The sequence below is a fragment of the Pseudomonas kuykendallii genome (genome assembly GCF_900106975.1).
Classification (GTDB): Bacteria; Pseudomonadota; Gammaproteobacteria; order Pseudomonadales; family Pseudomonadaceae; genus Pseudomonas_O; species Pseudomonas_O kuykendallii.
Map to the genome: position 1 here is coordinate 325,697 of NZ_FNNU01000003.1, position 14,327 is coordinate 340,023.

Here is a 14,327-nt window from a genome sequence, read left to right on the forward strand (position 1 = left end):
TTGCCCGATCCGCGAACACGAAGAACCATGGCCGAACACGATTTCCGCTACAGCCTGCTCAACCCGCAACACACCCTCAACGAATGCCGCGCGCTGGCGCCAGGCCGTTACCAGGTCACCGGCAACGGCGGCTCGATCAACGCCGGCGATACCCTGCTGGTGACCCTCAAGGGCAGCCGCGAGCTGTGCCTGCGCCTGCAGGTGGAAAAGGTCCGCCACCTGATCAATCCGCCCGGCCAGTGGCTCGCGGTGGCCAACGGGCCGGCCTTCCGCGAACTGGAAATCCGCCAGTGGAGCGTCGATTGCGACGGCTGTGCCAAGCACCTCGACTTCGAATTCGCGGTGGACGCAAAACTCGGCGACAAGGCCCGCGCACCGGCCGCCGAAGCGCGCATCGCCGAGCTGGGCTGGGCCTCGGTCGACGGGCGCCACTTGTGTCCCCAGTGCCGGGAAAGCGCCTGATGAGAACCCCGCTGAGCCTCGCCCTGTGCGCCGCCACGCTGGTCGGCTGCGCCAGCCACACGCCGCTACAGACCGAACGCAGCTACAGCGTCGAATGGATCGGCGAGCGTCCGCTGATCGACCGCAGCCACCTCACGATGACCTTCGGCGCGGACGGACGCGCCTATGGCCATGCCGGCTGCAACCACTGGTTCGCCCAGTACACGCTCAAGGGCGAACAGCTCGGTTTCGACTTCCCCGGCAGCACCCGCAAGAGCTGCGCTCCGGCGCTGATGGAACAGGAACGGCGCTTCCTCGACGCCCTCGGCACGGTGCGCCGCTGGGACGTATCGGAACAGGACGAATTGCGCCTGTGGCCGGCCAGCGGCAAACCGATCCGCCTGCTGCCGGAACGCTGAGCGGCAAACCGGCATTCCTGCGCGAATGCCGTGCCTTCAGGGCGCGAACAGCTCCATCTGCTCGCTCATTCCGCGCAAATCCAGCAGGCGCACACCGACGCCAAGCAGGCGCACCGGCTTCCCGCCGCGGGCATGCGCGGCGCTCAGCAGCTGGGTGTAGCTGTCCAGATCGCGACCGGCGCCGGCCTGCTCCAGGGTGGTCTGGCTGAAGTCGTGGAACTTCACCTTGACGAAGGGTTTGTCCGGCCGGTAGCTCTTGTCCAGCCGCTCCAACCGTCCGTTCATTTCCTCCAGGAGGCCCGGCAGCTGGGCGATGCAGGCCGCCAGATCGGGCAGGTCCTGATCGTAGGTATTCTCCACGCTGAGCGATTGCCGGCGGTTCTCCACCTGTACCGGACGCTCGTCGATGCCCCGCGCCAGGTTCCACAGGCGTTCGCCGAAACTGCCGAACTCGCGGGCCAGGGCCAGCTTGCTCCAGCCGAGCAGGTCCGCGCAGCCCACGATGCCCTGGCGCGCCAGGCGCTCCGCCGTCACCTTGCCGACCCCGTGCAGCTTGCTCACCGGCAGCGTGGCGACGAAATCCGCAACCTGGTCCGGGGTGATGACGAAGAGCCCGTCGGGCTTCTTCCAGTCGCTGGCGATCTTCGCCAGGAACTTGTTCGGCGCCACGCCGGCGGACACGGTGATGCGCAACTCCTTCCAGATACGTCGGCGGATGTCCTGGGCGATGCGGGTGGCGCTGCCGGCGAAATGCCCGGCGTTGGAGACATCGAGAAACGCCTCGTCCAGCGACAGCGGTTCGATGATCTCGGTGTAGTCGCGGAAAATCGCCTGGATTTCACGCGAGGCTTCGCGGTAGGCCTCGAAGCGCGGTTTGACGATCAGCAGGTCCGGACACAGCTTCAGCGCATGCCGCGACGACATTGCCGAACGCACGCCATAGGCGCGCGCCTCGTAGTTGCAGGTGGCGATCACCCCGCGCCGATCCGCCGCCCCGCCCACCGCCAGCGGCCGATTGCCCAGCGCCGGATCGTCACGCATCTCGATCGAGGCGTAGAAGCAGTCGCAGTCCACGTGAATGATCTTTCGTTGTGGCTTAACCGGTTGATCCAACATGCAATTTCCGAAATCGGAAGCGAACGATGCGCACGACGCTTCTCGTAGGGCGAGCGAGCAATCTTACACCGCCGAGGACTGTATGAATAAACAGTCAAACCCATCTTGAAGATCCCGGAAGGCGTTCGATGCGCTACCCCGACGCCAGCAAGTGCGTGGCAACATGCCCTCGGCCGTGCGGGACGAATCCCCTTCCCATAAGGATCGATGTGATGCAGTCGACATTTACGAGCTGACGAACGGCCGGAATGTGTCGGCTTTGGTAAAATTCGCCAACCAACCTTCGAGTACGCCCCGGTGAAAGAACAACGCACTTTTCACGCCCTGCGTGCCCACATCGATGAAATGCTCTCCAAGGGCGCCGTCATCGTCGGCCGCGATCCGCTCAGACTGAACGTCGACGGCACCCTGTTCCGCGTCGCCCACGGCATGCTGATCAGCCAGGCGGCTGCCTGATCCCTCGGTTTCCCCTCGCCCGCTGAACCCCTGTCGTCAGCGCCGCTGACGTCCGCCTGTGCCCTTGCCCCTCGCGTCACGGTTGTGTGCCTCGTCCCGACGCGGCTAGGCTGCACGCTCGACGATCGGTGGAGCCTATAGATGACGGAGCGGGTGAACTTCAAGGACAAGATTTCCCGGGAGCGCCCCTACCCGGGCGCTCTGCGGGAGAACTTCAGGGTTCCCGCCTGCAGCGTGCAGGATCTCATCGACCAGTTCGAGAGCGACCGCGGGCGCATCCTCAACTCCGCCGCCATCCGCCGCCTGCAGCAGAAGACCCAGGTCTTCCCGCTGGAGCGCAACGCCGCCGTGCGCAGCCGCCTCACGCACTCCCTCGAGGTTCAGCAGACCGGCCGCTTCATCGTCAAGACGCTCTACAAGCAGCTCGGTGAGCGCGCCGCGGAGTTCGGACTGGACGGCCTGGAAGGCGCTGTGGAAAGCCTGGTGGAGATGTCCTGCCTGATGCACGACATGGGCAATCCGCCGTTCGGGCACTTCGGCGAATACGCGATCAACGCCTGGTTCGAGCGCCACCTCGACGGCCTTTTCGAGCGCGCGGTGCCAGCCCCGGGCGATGCTGCGCTGCGCGGCGCCATGCTCCGCGACCTTAAGAACTTCGAGGGCAACGCCCAGGCCATCCGCCTCGCGGTACGCCTGCTGCGCCTCAACCTGACCTACACGCAGACCGCCGGGCTGCTCAAGTACGTGCGCCCAGCCAGCCAGCCGAAACCCGAGCGCGGCAGTCCCGGCGCCTATCTGAACAAGAAGCCCGGCTATTACCTCTCGGAAAGCGACTACATCGACGCCCAGTGCGCCGCGCTGGCGATGCCGCGCGGCACGCGTCATCCGCTCACCTACATCATGGAAGCGGCGGACGACATCTCCTACTGCCTGGCGGACATCGAGGACTCGGTGGAGAAAGGCATCCTCGATATCGATCGGCTGGCCCAGATGCTGACCGAGAAGTTCGCCAGCCTGAGCGACGCCGAGGCGAGCATTCCCGGCGCACGCAAACCGTTCCGCGCGGTGGTGGACTACGCCCTGCAACGCGCCCACCGGGAGACGGTGAACAAGACCGGGGAGTTCTTCATCTGGCTGCGCGTGGGAATGACCCACCCGCTGGTCAAGCACGCCGCCGCGCAGTTCATCGAGCATATCGAGGACGTCTACCACGGGCGCCTCGACCGGGCGCTCATGGAGGACGGCGGCATTCACCAGGCGATGGTGGACACCTTCAAGGAGGTCGCCCGCGAGCAGGTGTTCAGCCACCGCGAGGTGGAAACCCTGGAACTGCAGGGCTTTCGCATCCTTCAGGGACTGCTGGATTTCTATGCGCCACTGATGGCGGAATCCGGAGCGTCGTTCCGCGCCCTCGCCGAAGGTAGCTCGAGCAAGCCGCTGCACCTGCGGCTGCTGATCAAACGCCTGGCCGACACCGACATCAAGGCTTACCTCGAAGCGTTGCGGCAACTGCCCGAGGGTGACGACCCGACACTCTGGGAGTTCTACCACCGCTGCCGGCTGCTGCAGGATTTCGTCAGCGGCCTTACCGACCAGTCGGCCCACGACGAGTACCGCACCCTCTCCGCGCTGTGAAATCGCCGAACAGCGTCTCCCGCGCGCCTGCCGGCCGTGGATCGCACGAGAGAAACCGCGATGCCAGGGCCTTCGCGCTAAATAATTGAAGAAAAAACAGTTTTTTCTCAGCCACGCGGTTGACAGCTTTGCTTTGGACTGTAGAATGCGCACCCACAGACGCGGGATGGAGCAGTCTGGTAGCTCGTCGGGCTCATAACCCGAAGGTCGTCGGTTCAAATCCGGCTCCCGCAACCACTCTTGTCGGTACGCTCGAAACGAGCGAATCGACAAAACAGAAAGGCCTGCAGCGATGCAGGCCTTTTTGTTTTCCGCTGGAAAAATCCCGGCGCTCGCCGACGCTTCCGCCGCCCTCCTCGCCGACGCCCACCAGCGCGATGCCGCCCGATGATCCGGATGACCGGAACACCGTCGGCCGAACCGTCGCCGGCTGAAAAACTCGAAAGGACATGCCCGGCACTTTCGCCCGCATTCCTGACAGAAGAAGCCATCATGACAGCGCCCGAAGAAAAATCCGTCGAAGGTCTGCGCCACGCCTTCGAGCCCTTCAGGACGGAAATCGTCTCCAACGGAACCGATATCGAACTGCAGGTCTACGACCCCGCGAACATCGATCCGTGCATCGTGGTTTTCCCGCAGAGCCGGATCGACAGCGAGGAAGGCTTCGACCAGATCGTGGCCGAGGTGCGCGAACGCCTGGCGGAATCGACGGCGCGGGCGAAGGAACTGTCCCGGGCGAAGGACCAGTGAGCACAGCGCCGATCCTGCCGGCCCCTGTCCGGGTCGCCAGCGGGCAAGCTCCCCTAGCCGCCTCGAACTCTCTTCCAGCCCAGGCACCGTAAAGACGTCAGCGAATCAGCTCGAACGGGTATTCGATCACCAGATAGATGCGGTCGATGTCCCGTCCCGCCTGGGCCGCGTTCGCCCGGTGGCTGACGTAGGTGAAGTGCAGCAGCGTGCCCGCTGCCTGGCCGGAGGCGACGCGGTAGGCCAGGTCGAGGTCGCGTTCCCAGTGCTTGCCGCCCTTGCCCTGCGTCGGCACCTGTTGCTGGAGCTGCGCGTCGAAGCGGGTGTAGGCGCCGTCCAGCGGGGCGTGCGTGCCGTCGATATGGCTGCCGCGAACGTAGCGCGCCGTGAAGGTCAGGCCGGGCAACAGCGCGGCCAGGTCGAGGTCGTAGCGCGCCTGCAGCGAGCGTTCGTTGGGCCCGTTGAAGTCGGCGTACTTGATCGCGTTGGCGAGGTAGATGGAGTCGCCGCCGATGAAATCGAACGGCGTATCGCCGTGGATCTTCTGGTAGCCGAGCGCGAACGCCTGGGCGCCCAGGGTCAGTTTGCCGAACAGGCTCCAGGCCAGGGTGTCGATGGCGCCGGCCTTGGCGCTGCCGGTGTCGCGGGTGCGATAGGCATCCAGCGTCCAGCTGAAGGAACGCCCGGCGGCGAAGTCGGTGCGCTGGTGCAGGTTGGCATAGAGCTCATTCCAGGTGTCGCTGAGCGAGCCGGCATAGAGCGCGCCGCCCCAGGGTTCGCTGCCTGGCGATTGGATTCCGGCGAAGCTGATCGACGAGCCGCGGGTGCTGGCGCCGTAGCCGTCGAAATCGCTGTCAGAGCTCGTTTCGTTCTGGTTCTTGAAGGCATGGAAACGCCCCGCCGACCAGTCGTAGCCCTGCACCGTCCCCTGCAACAGCGCACCGCTGGCGTACTCCGGCTGCAGGCGCTTGTCGGCCGTATCGAAAACCGGTGTTTCCACTTCCATTTCGCCCAGGCTGAGGCGCATGTCGCCGGCGCGCAGCTTGAGCGCCAGGCCGGCGTCCGAGTAATCCGACGCCGCCCGCCCCTCGTCGTCCACCGGCAACAGCCCGGTGCCGGAACGCCCGCGCCCGCTGTCCAGGCGAAACCCGGCGAACCCGTGGGCATCCACGCCGACGCCCACCACGCCGGGGGTGAACGCGGACTCGAAGCGCGCGATGAATCCCTGCGCCCATTCGCGGTTGTCGGCGCCGAGCGCACCGTGGTTGTCGGTGTCGAGGTAGAAGTTGCGGCCGAGCACCTGCAGACGGGTTCCGTCCGTATCGCCACCGGCATGCGCCGGGCTCATGCAGCACAGCCAGAACAGGGGTGGAAAAACCAGTCGAATGGAGAGCATGGCGCGCTCATCTGCGGGATCGGGCTGGCCACTCTTGCAGACTTCCCGCGCCCTGAATTGTACGTCCGTGCCGCTGCGTCGCCGGGCGCGCGGCCGTCTCGCCGGCGGTTCCGCGCTTAACCTTAATTAACAATACGCAACTCGTTCTTGCTGGCCCCTCGCTTGAGAATCGCTATCACCTGCTCCGCCCAAACGGTGTAGCGGGCAGCCGTGCCAGCCTCTGGCGTACAACCGCTCGAACGGGTATCGCGATGAACAGAACCCTGCACACGACTCTCGCCCATGGCGAAACACTCACCGACCACCCGCTGCCCGGCATCGGCGGCCTGGCACCCTGGCAGGAACGGATCGCCAAGGAGCTGATCCTCGCTCACCTCGACGCCGGGATCACCGTCACTCGGCTGGCCGAGGCCTGCGCGCTATCGCGCAGCCACTTCACCCGCAAATTCAAGGAAAGCACCCGCCAGTCGCCCCACGACTGGCTGCGCCATCAACGGGTGGAGAAGGCGAAGACGCTGCTGCTGAAGTCGGACCTGACGCTCACCGCGATCAGCATGGAATGCGGCTTCTTCGATCAGGCGCATTTCTGCCGGGTGTTCGTGCGCATGGTCGGCTCTACGCCGCTGGCCTGGAAACGCCATGGCGCCCTGGCCTTGCAGCAGATCGCCCAGATCACCCATCGCCTGCGCGCCTGAGCGCGCCGCCGCAAGGCTCAGGACGGCGCGCCGGCGAGCTTCTCGCGCAGATAGACCCGCAGGCACAGCGACATCCGGTAACGCGCCGCCGCGCCATAGGCCTCCACCGAGATCAGCGACTTCGCCAGCAGCCGGGAAAGGCTTGCCGACGCCCGCGGCTCGTCCATCGAGGCCGCGCACGCCAGTTCGGCGAGCGTCACGCCGTCATCCAGCGCCGCCAGCGCCAGCAGGCAGCCGCGCTCCTCGTCGTCCAGCAGGGCGAAGCTCCAGTCCAGCGAGGCGCGCAGGGTCTGCTGCCGGGCCGGCGCGGTACGTCGGCCGAGGGCGTCGAGGTAGGCGGGGCCGTCCAGCCAGGCGAGAACACCGACGCAGCCCTGCGCATCGACCTGCGCCGCCGCCAGCTCGAGCGCCAGCGGCATGCCGCCCAGGCGCCGGCATATTTCGCCGATGCGCCGGACGTCCGCGGCCTGCAGGACGAAATCCGCCTGACGCGCCTTGGCCCGGCGAACGAACAGGCGGAACGCCGGATAGCGCAGCGCCTCGCGCACACCGAGGCGGCTGCGTGCCGGTGGCACCTCCAGCGCGGCCAGTGGCTGGACGTACTCGCCCTCGGTGCGCAGCGACTCGCGGCTGGTGGTGATGATCGAAACCGCCGGCCCGGCGCGCAGCAGGTCCTCGGCCAGACTGGCGCAGCCGTCGATCAGGTGCTCGCAGTTGTCCAATACCAGCAACATCTGCCGCTCGCGGAGGAATTCGGCGATCCGCGCCAGCGGCTCACCCTCGCCGGTCTCGAGGCCCAGCTCGGTGGCGACCTTCGAAGGCAGTTGCTCCGCCGTCTCCAGCGTCGACAGGTCGATGAAGCGCACGCCGTCGCGGAAGCGCCCGAGCGACTGCTGGGCGACGCGCAACGCCACCGTGGTCTTGCCGACCCCGCCGGGACCGACGAGGGAGATCAGCCGGCGCGAAGCAACCTTGCGCTGCATCTCCTCGATCAGCGGGTCGCGGCCTTCGATGCGGGTCAGGCGCACCGGCAGTTCGCTGCGAAAGGGCAACAGCTGCACGCCGCCGTTGTTCACCTGCTCGACGTAGGCGACGAAGCTGTAGCCGCGCTGGCGCACGTTGGCGATGTAGTGGCGCGCTTCCGGACAGGTGCCCAGCGCGCGACGCAGCGCGGAGATGTGCACGCGAAGGTTGATTTCCTCGACGAAGGTGCGCGGCCAGACGCGGGAGATGATCGCCTCCTTGCTGACGATCTTGCCGGCGCTTTCCACCAGCACCAGGAGAATGTCCAGCGCACGCCCGCCGATGCGCAGCGGGCGATCGCCATCGAGCAGCAGACGCCGCTGCGGATAGAGTACGAAGCGGCCGAAGCGCAGGCCCTTCTCCTCGGGGGACATATTGAAATCGTGCATGGCCAGTGGGCGCTGTGGCCCGGCCAGGCTCGCCTTGTTTCACTGCTGTAAAGCGTGCCCTGCCGACGCGGCGCGCTCCTCCTTTCTCTGCGATGGCCGTATTTTCCCAACTCTGGCCGACAAGCAAACGGCGGCGAGGGAAGCGGAACTGCCAACTGAGTGCGCGAAACTGCCAAACCGGATGCGACGCCGGCGATGGCCAGCAAAGCGCCATTAGCCGAACTGGTAGCGGTACTGCACCGGCGTCAGCCCGAGGCGTTCGTTGAACAGGCAGCGCATGTGCCGGGTGCTGCCGAAACCGCTCCTGAAGGCGACCGTCTTCAGCGGCAGGTCACTGGTCTCCAGCAGGTTTCTTGCGCAGTCGATACGCGCGCTGAGGACGAATTCCATGGGCGTCATGTTCACCTCGCGGGCGAACACCCGGGCGAAATTGCGCGCGCCCATGTTCGCCAGGCCGGCCATGCGCTCGACGCTGAACGGTTCCTGGATGTGTTCGATGACGTACTGCTGAACCAGCGCGACGGGCGAGGAATTCGGCAGCGCTTCCGGCAGCAGCGGGCTGAACTGCGCCTGGCCGCCCTGGCGCTTCATCACCACCAGCAGCACCTTGGCGACATCCAGGGCGAGCTTCTTGCCGTGGTCGTCGGTGAGGATCGACAGCGCCAGGTCGATGCCCGCGGTCACGCCGCCGGAGCTGAGCAGCCCGCCGTCGGCGATGAAGATCTTGTCGGCCTCGACCCGCGCCCGCGGGAAGCGCCGCGCCAGTCGCTCCAGATAATGCCAGTGGGTGGTCACCCGCTGATCGTCGAGCAAACCCGCCTCGCCGAGGATGAAGGCGCCGGTGCAGATCGCCCCGTAGCGCCGCGAGGCGCGTGCGGCGCCGGCCAGCCAGGCGCAGAGTTCGCCGTGCACGCCGCCGTATGCACCCGGCCCGCCGGGCACCAGCAACACGTCGTAGCCGCCGCTCGCCTGTTCGCCGAGCACTTCCGCCTGCACGACGATGCCGTTGGAGCAGCGCACAGCGCGATCGCCGAAGGCGATGGTGGTGATCCGGTAGCAGTCGCCCGGTTTCAGAAAACGGTTGGCGATGGAGAACACCTCGATGGGCCCCGCCACATCGAGCATCAGCATATCGGGGAACAGCACGATCCCGACCGTCTTCGTCATACACCTGCCTCGGACACCTTCGCCCCCTGCAATGAACCTGGCGGCCATTATCCGAGCCCGGCGGCAGGATTGACAGGCGAGGCGGTGTTGCCGAGCAGCCCCACTAAAGAGGGGTACGAGGTTTGCCCACGGGCGCAGGCGCCCGCGATCAGTCGCCGGCGGCGCTCATGAACTGCACGATCTGCTGGCGCAGCCAGCGCTCGGCGGGGTCCTGGTCCTGAGCGGCGCGCCAGACCATGGTCAGCTTGGACGGCACGATCTCGAACGGGGGTTCCTCTTCACGCAGGCCGCCACCGAGCACCAGTGCCTCGGCCGCGTAATCCGGCACCGTAGCGATCAGGTCCGAGCCCCTGAGCAGGGCGCCGAGACCGACGAAGTGCGGCACCGCCAGCGACACCTTGCGGCAGCGCCCCAGGCGCGCGAGGTCCTGGTCGATGTTGCCGCACAGATCGCCGGACATCGACACCAGCGCGTGCGGCCGCGCGCAGTAGTCGTCCAGCGTGAGCGGCGGCGTGCCGTCGTCGGCGCGCAGCACCCGTGCGCGGATGTTACGCAAGGTGCGGCACTTGGCGTTGGCCGGCAGTTGCGTGGTGTAGCTGATGCCGATGGAAATCTCGCCGGTGGACAGCAGCCCGGGCAGCAGCAGGAAGTTCGCGGCGCGCACCACCATCACGCAACCCGGCGCCGCCTGGCGCAAGTGGGCGAGCAATTGCGGCAGCAGCCCGCATTCGACGTCGTCGGACATGCCGATGCGGAACACCGCGTCGCTGCTTTCCGGGGCGAAGTCGCGGACCTCGCTGATCGCCTGGGACACGCCATCCAGCGCGCCCGGCAGGCGGCGGAAGATTTCCAGCGCGCGCGGCGTCGGCTCCATCTCGCGGCCATTGCGGACGAACAGCGGATCGTTGAAGAAATCCCGCAGACGCAGCAGCGACGCGCTGATCGCCGGCTGGCCGAGGAACAGCTTTTCCGCGGTGCGCGTGAGGTTGCGTTCGTGCATCAGGCTTTCGAACACCACCAGCAGCTGCAAGTCCACCTTGCGCAGGTCGTTACGGTTCATCGCGGCCTCCCTTTGCCCGCATGGCGACAGGCGCCGATCATGGCGCAGCCCCGAGCAGGTGGCGAATTTTCACCGCCACGCCGTCGCGCTGGTACTGCCGCGCGTTCTGCTCGATGCGCTGCTCGGCCACGGTCACCCGGCCATGGTGGCGCAGGTGTTCGAGCCAGGACGCATCGAAGAAGAATTCCTGCCACACCTGCGGTCGCTCGCTGTCCTGCAGCAGCCCCCAGGACAGCGCGCCGTTGCGCCGGCGCATCGCGCGCACCGCCAGCATCGCCTCGCCGAAGGCGGCGGCATGCTCCACCGGGATGTCGTACTCCAGGGTGACCATCACCGGGCCGCGCTCGCGGTCCAGCGCGTCGTCGAGGACCGGCGCCGGCCAGTGCAGCGACGGCGCGAGGTCGTCCGACGCGGTGACCGGCAGGCGGAAACGCCAGGACGCCAGGATGCCCAGCAGCAACAGGCTGCCGCCGCCCGCCAGCGCCACCGCCAGCGATGCCCTGCTGGCCAGCGAGCCCCACAGCAGGCTGCCCGCCGCACTGCAGCCGAAGAACACCAGGATGTACACCGCCAGCGCACGCGCCCGCACCCAGCTCGGCACGGAGGTCTGCGCGGCCACCTGCAGGCTCGACAGCACGGCGATCCAGGCCGCGCCGCTGACCAGCATCACCGGGATCAGCAGGGCGAACTCGCGGATGAACGCCAGGCAGAACAGCACGCCGGCATACAGCGCGCTGGCCCCGGCGACGATCAGGTCGCCGCGCAGGCGCTGGCGCAGCTTCGGCAGCAGCACCGCGCCGCCGACCGCGCCGATGCCGACGCAACCCAGCAGGATGCCGAAATCGGCTGCGGTGCCTTTCAGCTCGCTGCGCACCAGCAGCGGCAACAGCGCCATGCCGGCGCTGGCGCCGACGAAGAACGCCATGGTGCGCACCAGCACCGCCTGCAACGGCCGGGCGCTGCGCGCGTAGCGGATGCCCAGGCGCACCGCGCCGAACAGCCGCTCGGCGGGCAGGATGCTCGGCGTCGGCGTGCGCTTCCAGGCATACAGCGCGCCGATCACGGCGAAGAACGAGAGCGCATTGAGGGCGAAGGTCAGCCAGGGGCCGCTGAGGCTGACCAGCACCCCGGCGACGGCCGGACCGATGGCCCGCGCCACGTTCATCCCCAGGCTCGACAGCGCCACCGCCGCCGGCAGTTCGTCCTTGCCCACCAGTTCCGGCGTGAGCGCCGACCAGGCCGGCATCATCAGCGCGGTGCCGATGCCCATCGCCAGGGTCAGCACCAGCAGCAACGGCACGTTCATCAGGCCGAGCAGGGTCAGGCTGGCGAGCAGCACCGCCACGCCGGCCATCCACAGCTGGACGACGAGCAGGTAGCGGCGCTTGTCGACGATGTCCGCCAGCGCGCCGGCCGGTAGCGCGAGGAAGAACATCGGCAAGGCGCCGGCGACCTGCACCAGCGCCACCGCCAGCGGGCTGGCCGAGAGCGAAGTCATCAGCCAGCCGGCGCCGACCTCGTGCATCCAGGTGCCGATGTTCGACGCGATGCTGGCCAGCCACAGCCAGCGGAACACCGACAGCTTCAGCGGGCTCCAGGGGCTGGCACTGGTCGGTTTGAGGGTGCTGTCCATGGAGAGGTCTCGTAAAAAAAAGCGATCGGTTTCGATAAAAAAGGGGCGAGTGCCGCGACACCCATCGGCCAACGCCGCACCGCGATGGGTATCGTCGCTGCGCGCCTCGACCCATCCTGCGAACCGTGGCGCGGCAGATACCGGTACACCCATCGAGGCGCCGCGAGAACAGGTAGGGTGGGCTTCAGCCCACCGTTCCCAGGGTCTAGAAGCTGAAGCACGAGCAGCCGAACGCGCCCCAGAAGCCGGCGAAGTCGCTCACCGGCACGTTCGCCGTGCGCACCTTGTCGTGGCCGTGGGCGTGCACCGCGCAAGGGCCGGCGCACTGGTGCACCTGGGCCTGCAACGGCGAGGCCGGACGCCAATGGCCGGGCACCTTGACCACCGGCGACCAGTCCGGCATCACCGGTAGCGGCGCAATGCCGTGCCCGTCGAACTCGCCGGCGCCGTAGACGACCTTGCCGCCGACCACGGTGAGCAGCGACTCGATGTGCTTGATGGCTTCCTCCTCGACCGAGAAGAAGTCCTGCGACAGCACGGCGACGTCCGCCAGTTGGCCGACCTTGATCTGCCCCTTCTTGCCCTGCTCCGACGAGAACCAGGCGCTGCCCTGGGTGAACAGCTGCAACGCGGTCTCGCGCGGCAGGCCTTCCTCGTACAGCGCCAGGCCGCCGACGGTGCGGCCGCTGACCAGCCAGTAGAGCGAGGTCCAGGGGTTGTAGCTGGAGACGCGGGTGGCGTCGGTGCCGGCGCCCACCGGCAGCCCCTCGGCGAGCATGCGCTTGATCGGCGGCGTGCCCTGCGCCGCCTGCTTGCCGTAGCGGTCGACGAAGTACTCGCCCTGGAACGCCATGCGGTCCTGGATGGCGATACCACCGCCGAGCGCCTTCACGCGCTCGATGTTCTGTGGGGTGATGGTCTCGGCGTGGTCAAAGAACCACGGCAGGCCGTTGAACGGGATATCGCGGTTGACCTTCTCGAACACGTCGAGCATGCGCGAGATGGATTCGTTGTAGGTGGCATGCAGGCGGAACGGCCAGCGCTGTTCGACCAGGTGGCGCACCACCGGCTCCAGATCGGCCTCCATGCCCGGCGGCAGGTCCGGCCGCGGCTCGAGGAAGTCCTCGAAGTCGGCGGCGGAGAACACCAGCATTTCGCCGGCGCCGTTGTGCCGCAGCATGTCATCGCCCTGGTGCAGCGTGACGCTGCCGGTCCAGTTCTTGAAGTCGGTCAGCTCTTCCTTGGGCTTCTGGGTGAACAGGTTGTAGGCGATGCGCACGGTCAACTGGTCCTCGCGGGCCAGTTGCTCGATCACCGCGTAGTCGTCCGGGTAGTTCTGGAAACCGCCGCCGGCGTCGATGGCGCTGGTCAGGCCGAGGCGATTGAGCTCGCGCATGAACTGGCGGGTCGAGTTGACCTGGTATTCCAGCGGCAGCTTGGGCCCCTTGGCCAGGGTCGAGTAGAGGATCATCGCGTTCGGCCGGGCGATCAGCATGCCGGTGGGCTCGCCGTTGGCGTCGCGCTGGATCTCCCCGCCGGGCGGGTTCGGCGTGTCCCTGGTGTAGCCGACCACCTTCAGCGCGGCGCGGTTGAGCAAGGCGCGGTCGTACAGGTGGAGGATGAACACCGGGGTATCCGGCGCCGCCTGGTTCAGCTCGGCCAGGGTCGGCATGCGCTTCTCGGCGAACTGGAACTCGTTCCAGCCGCCCACCACCCTCACCCACTGCGGCGCGGGCGTGCGCTCGGCCTGGTCCTTGAGCATGCGCAGCGCATCGGCCAGCGAGGGCACGCCTTCCCAGCGCAGCTCCAGGTTGTAGTTCAGGCCGCCACGAATCAGGTGCAGGTGCGAGTCGTTGAGGCCGGGAATCGCGGTGCGCTTGCGCAGGTCGATGACCTTCGTGCCCGCGCCCTTGGTGGCCATGGCTTCGGCGTCGCTGCCGACCGCGACGAAGCGGCCGTCCTTGATCGCCACGGCCGTGGCCTGCGGCCGTTCGCGGTCGACGGTGTGGAATTTGCCGTTGAACAGGATCAGATCGGCGTTGTTCATGTTCGCTCCGAATGCGTAGCCGGCACGTCCGGCGAAAGGGAGGGCGGACCAGAGAGCGCCGGCCGCACCCAGCAGGCTGCCGGCGGCGACGATCTGGCGGCGT

The 14,327-nt window shown here is 67.3% G+C and carries 13 protein-coding genes and 1 tRNA gene; 7 read left to right on the forward strand and 7 right to left on the reverse strand.

The genetic code is table 11. The features are described from left to right. Positions 1 to 27 precede the first annotated feature (27 nt). Both BLV15_RS11525 and BLV15_RS11530 read left to right on the forward strand, forming a co-directional pair. Entirely contained in the window at positions 28 to 462 is a 435-nt protein-coding gene (locus BLV15_RS11525; RefSeq protein WP_090228158.1) for a hypothetical protein, read from the forward strand. Beyond that, a complete protein-coding gene (locus tag BLV15_RS11530) occupies positions 462 to 860 on the forward strand; it encodes an META domain-containing protein (protein WP_090228161.1) in 399 nt (132 codons plus the stop codon). Before BLV15_RS11525 ends, BLV15_RS11530 begins: the two co-directional genes overlap by 1 nt. 36 nt (positions 861 to 896) lie before the next feature. On the opposite strand, the gene dinB is transcribed toward BLV15_RS11530, so the two are convergent. Continuing rightward, positions 897 to 1,976, reverse strand: coding sequence for a DNA polymerase IV (dinB, locus tag BLV15_RS11535; protein WP_090228162.1), 1,080 nt, complete (start codon positions 1,974 to 1,976; stop codon positions 897 to 899). 297 nt (positions 1,977 to 2,273) lie between these two features. Here dinB and BLV15_RS22105 point away from each other — a divergent pair, with 297 nt between their 5' ends. From BLV15_RS22105 to BLV15_RS11550, 4 genes are all read left to right on the forward strand, one after another. Continuing rightward, positions 2,274 to 2,432 (forward strand): hypothetical protein, encoded by a 159-nt coding sequence (locus BLV15_RS22105; RefSeq protein WP_175534346.1) that lies wholly within the window; start codon positions 2,274 to 2,276, stop codon positions 2,430 to 2,432. Positions 2,433 to 2,573: 141 nt separating this feature from the next. Then, positions 2,574 to 4,067, forward strand: coding sequence for a dGTPase (gene dgt / locus BLV15_RS11540; protein WP_090228165.1), 1,494 nt, complete (start codon positions 2,574 to 2,576; stop codon positions 4,065 to 4,067). 160 nt (positions 4,068 to 4,227) lie between these two features. Then, positions 4,228 to 4,304 (forward strand) — tRNA-Met (locus BLV15_RS11545). Positions 4,305 to 4,454: 150 nt separating this feature from the next. Further along, complete coding sequence (locus BLV15_RS11550; protein WP_139210709.1) at positions 4,455 to 4,817, forward strand: hypothetical protein; 363 nt, start codon at positions 4,455 to 4,457, stop codon at positions 4,815 to 4,817. A gap of 97 nt (positions 4,818 to 4,914) precedes the next feature. On the opposite strand, the gene BLV15_RS11555 is transcribed toward BLV15_RS11550, so the two are convergent. Continuing rightward, positions 4,915 to 6,210, reverse strand: coding sequence for an OprD family outer membrane porin (locus BLV15_RS11555; RefSeq protein WP_090228171.1), 1,296 nt, complete (start codon positions 6,208 to 6,210; stop codon positions 4,915 to 4,917). Between the two features lie 251 nt (positions 6,211 to 6,461). Between BLV15_RS11555 and BLV15_RS11560 the strand changes: the two genes are divergently transcribed. Next, positions 6,462 to 6,905 carry a helix-turn-helix domain-containing protein gene (locus tag BLV15_RS11560; protein ID WP_090228174.1) on the forward strand — a complete coding sequence of 148 codons (444 nt, stop codon included), beginning with the start codon at positions 6,462 to 6,464 and terminating at the stop codon, positions 6,903 to 6,905. Between the two features lie 17 nt (positions 6,906 to 6,922). On the opposite strand, the gene BLV15_RS11565 is transcribed toward BLV15_RS11560, so the two are convergent. The 5 genes from BLV15_RS11565 to BLV15_RS11585 all read right to left on the reverse strand — a co-directional run bounded on the left by BLV15_RS11565 (position 6,923) and on the right by BLV15_RS11585 (position 14,224). Beyond that, positions 6,923 to 8,302 carry an ATP-binding protein gene (locus BLV15_RS11565; RefSeq protein WP_175534347.1) on the reverse strand — a complete coding sequence of 460 codons (1,380 nt, stop codon included), beginning with the start codon at positions 8,300 to 8,302 and terminating at the stop codon, positions 6,923 to 6,925. Positions 8,303 to 8,530: 228 nt separating this feature from the next. After that, a complete protein-coding gene (locus BLV15_RS11570) occupies positions 8,531 to 9,484 on the reverse strand; it encodes a GlxA family transcriptional regulator (protein WP_090228181.1) in 954 nt (317 codons plus the stop codon). A gap of 148 nt (positions 9,485 to 9,632) precedes the next feature. After that, a complete protein-coding gene (locus BLV15_RS11575) occupies positions 9,633 to 10,544 on the reverse strand; it encodes a LysR family transcriptional regulator (RefSeq protein WP_090228184.1) in 912 nt (303 codons plus the stop codon). A 37-nt stretch (positions 10,545 to 10,581) separates the two neighbouring features. After that, positions 10,582 to 12,177: an MFS transporter gene (locus BLV15_RS11580; protein WP_090228186.1), complete on the reverse strand. Its 1,596-nt coding sequence runs from the start codon at positions 12,175 to 12,177 to the stop codon at positions 10,582 to 10,584. 205 nt (positions 12,178 to 12,382) lie between these two features. Beyond that, positions 12,383 to 14,224, reverse strand: a complete 1,842-nt coding sequence (locus tag BLV15_RS11585) for an amidohydrolase (RefSeq protein WP_245728190.1) — start codon at positions 14,222 to 14,224, stop codon at positions 12,383 to 12,385. Positions 14,225 to 14,327 lie beyond the last annotated feature (103 nt).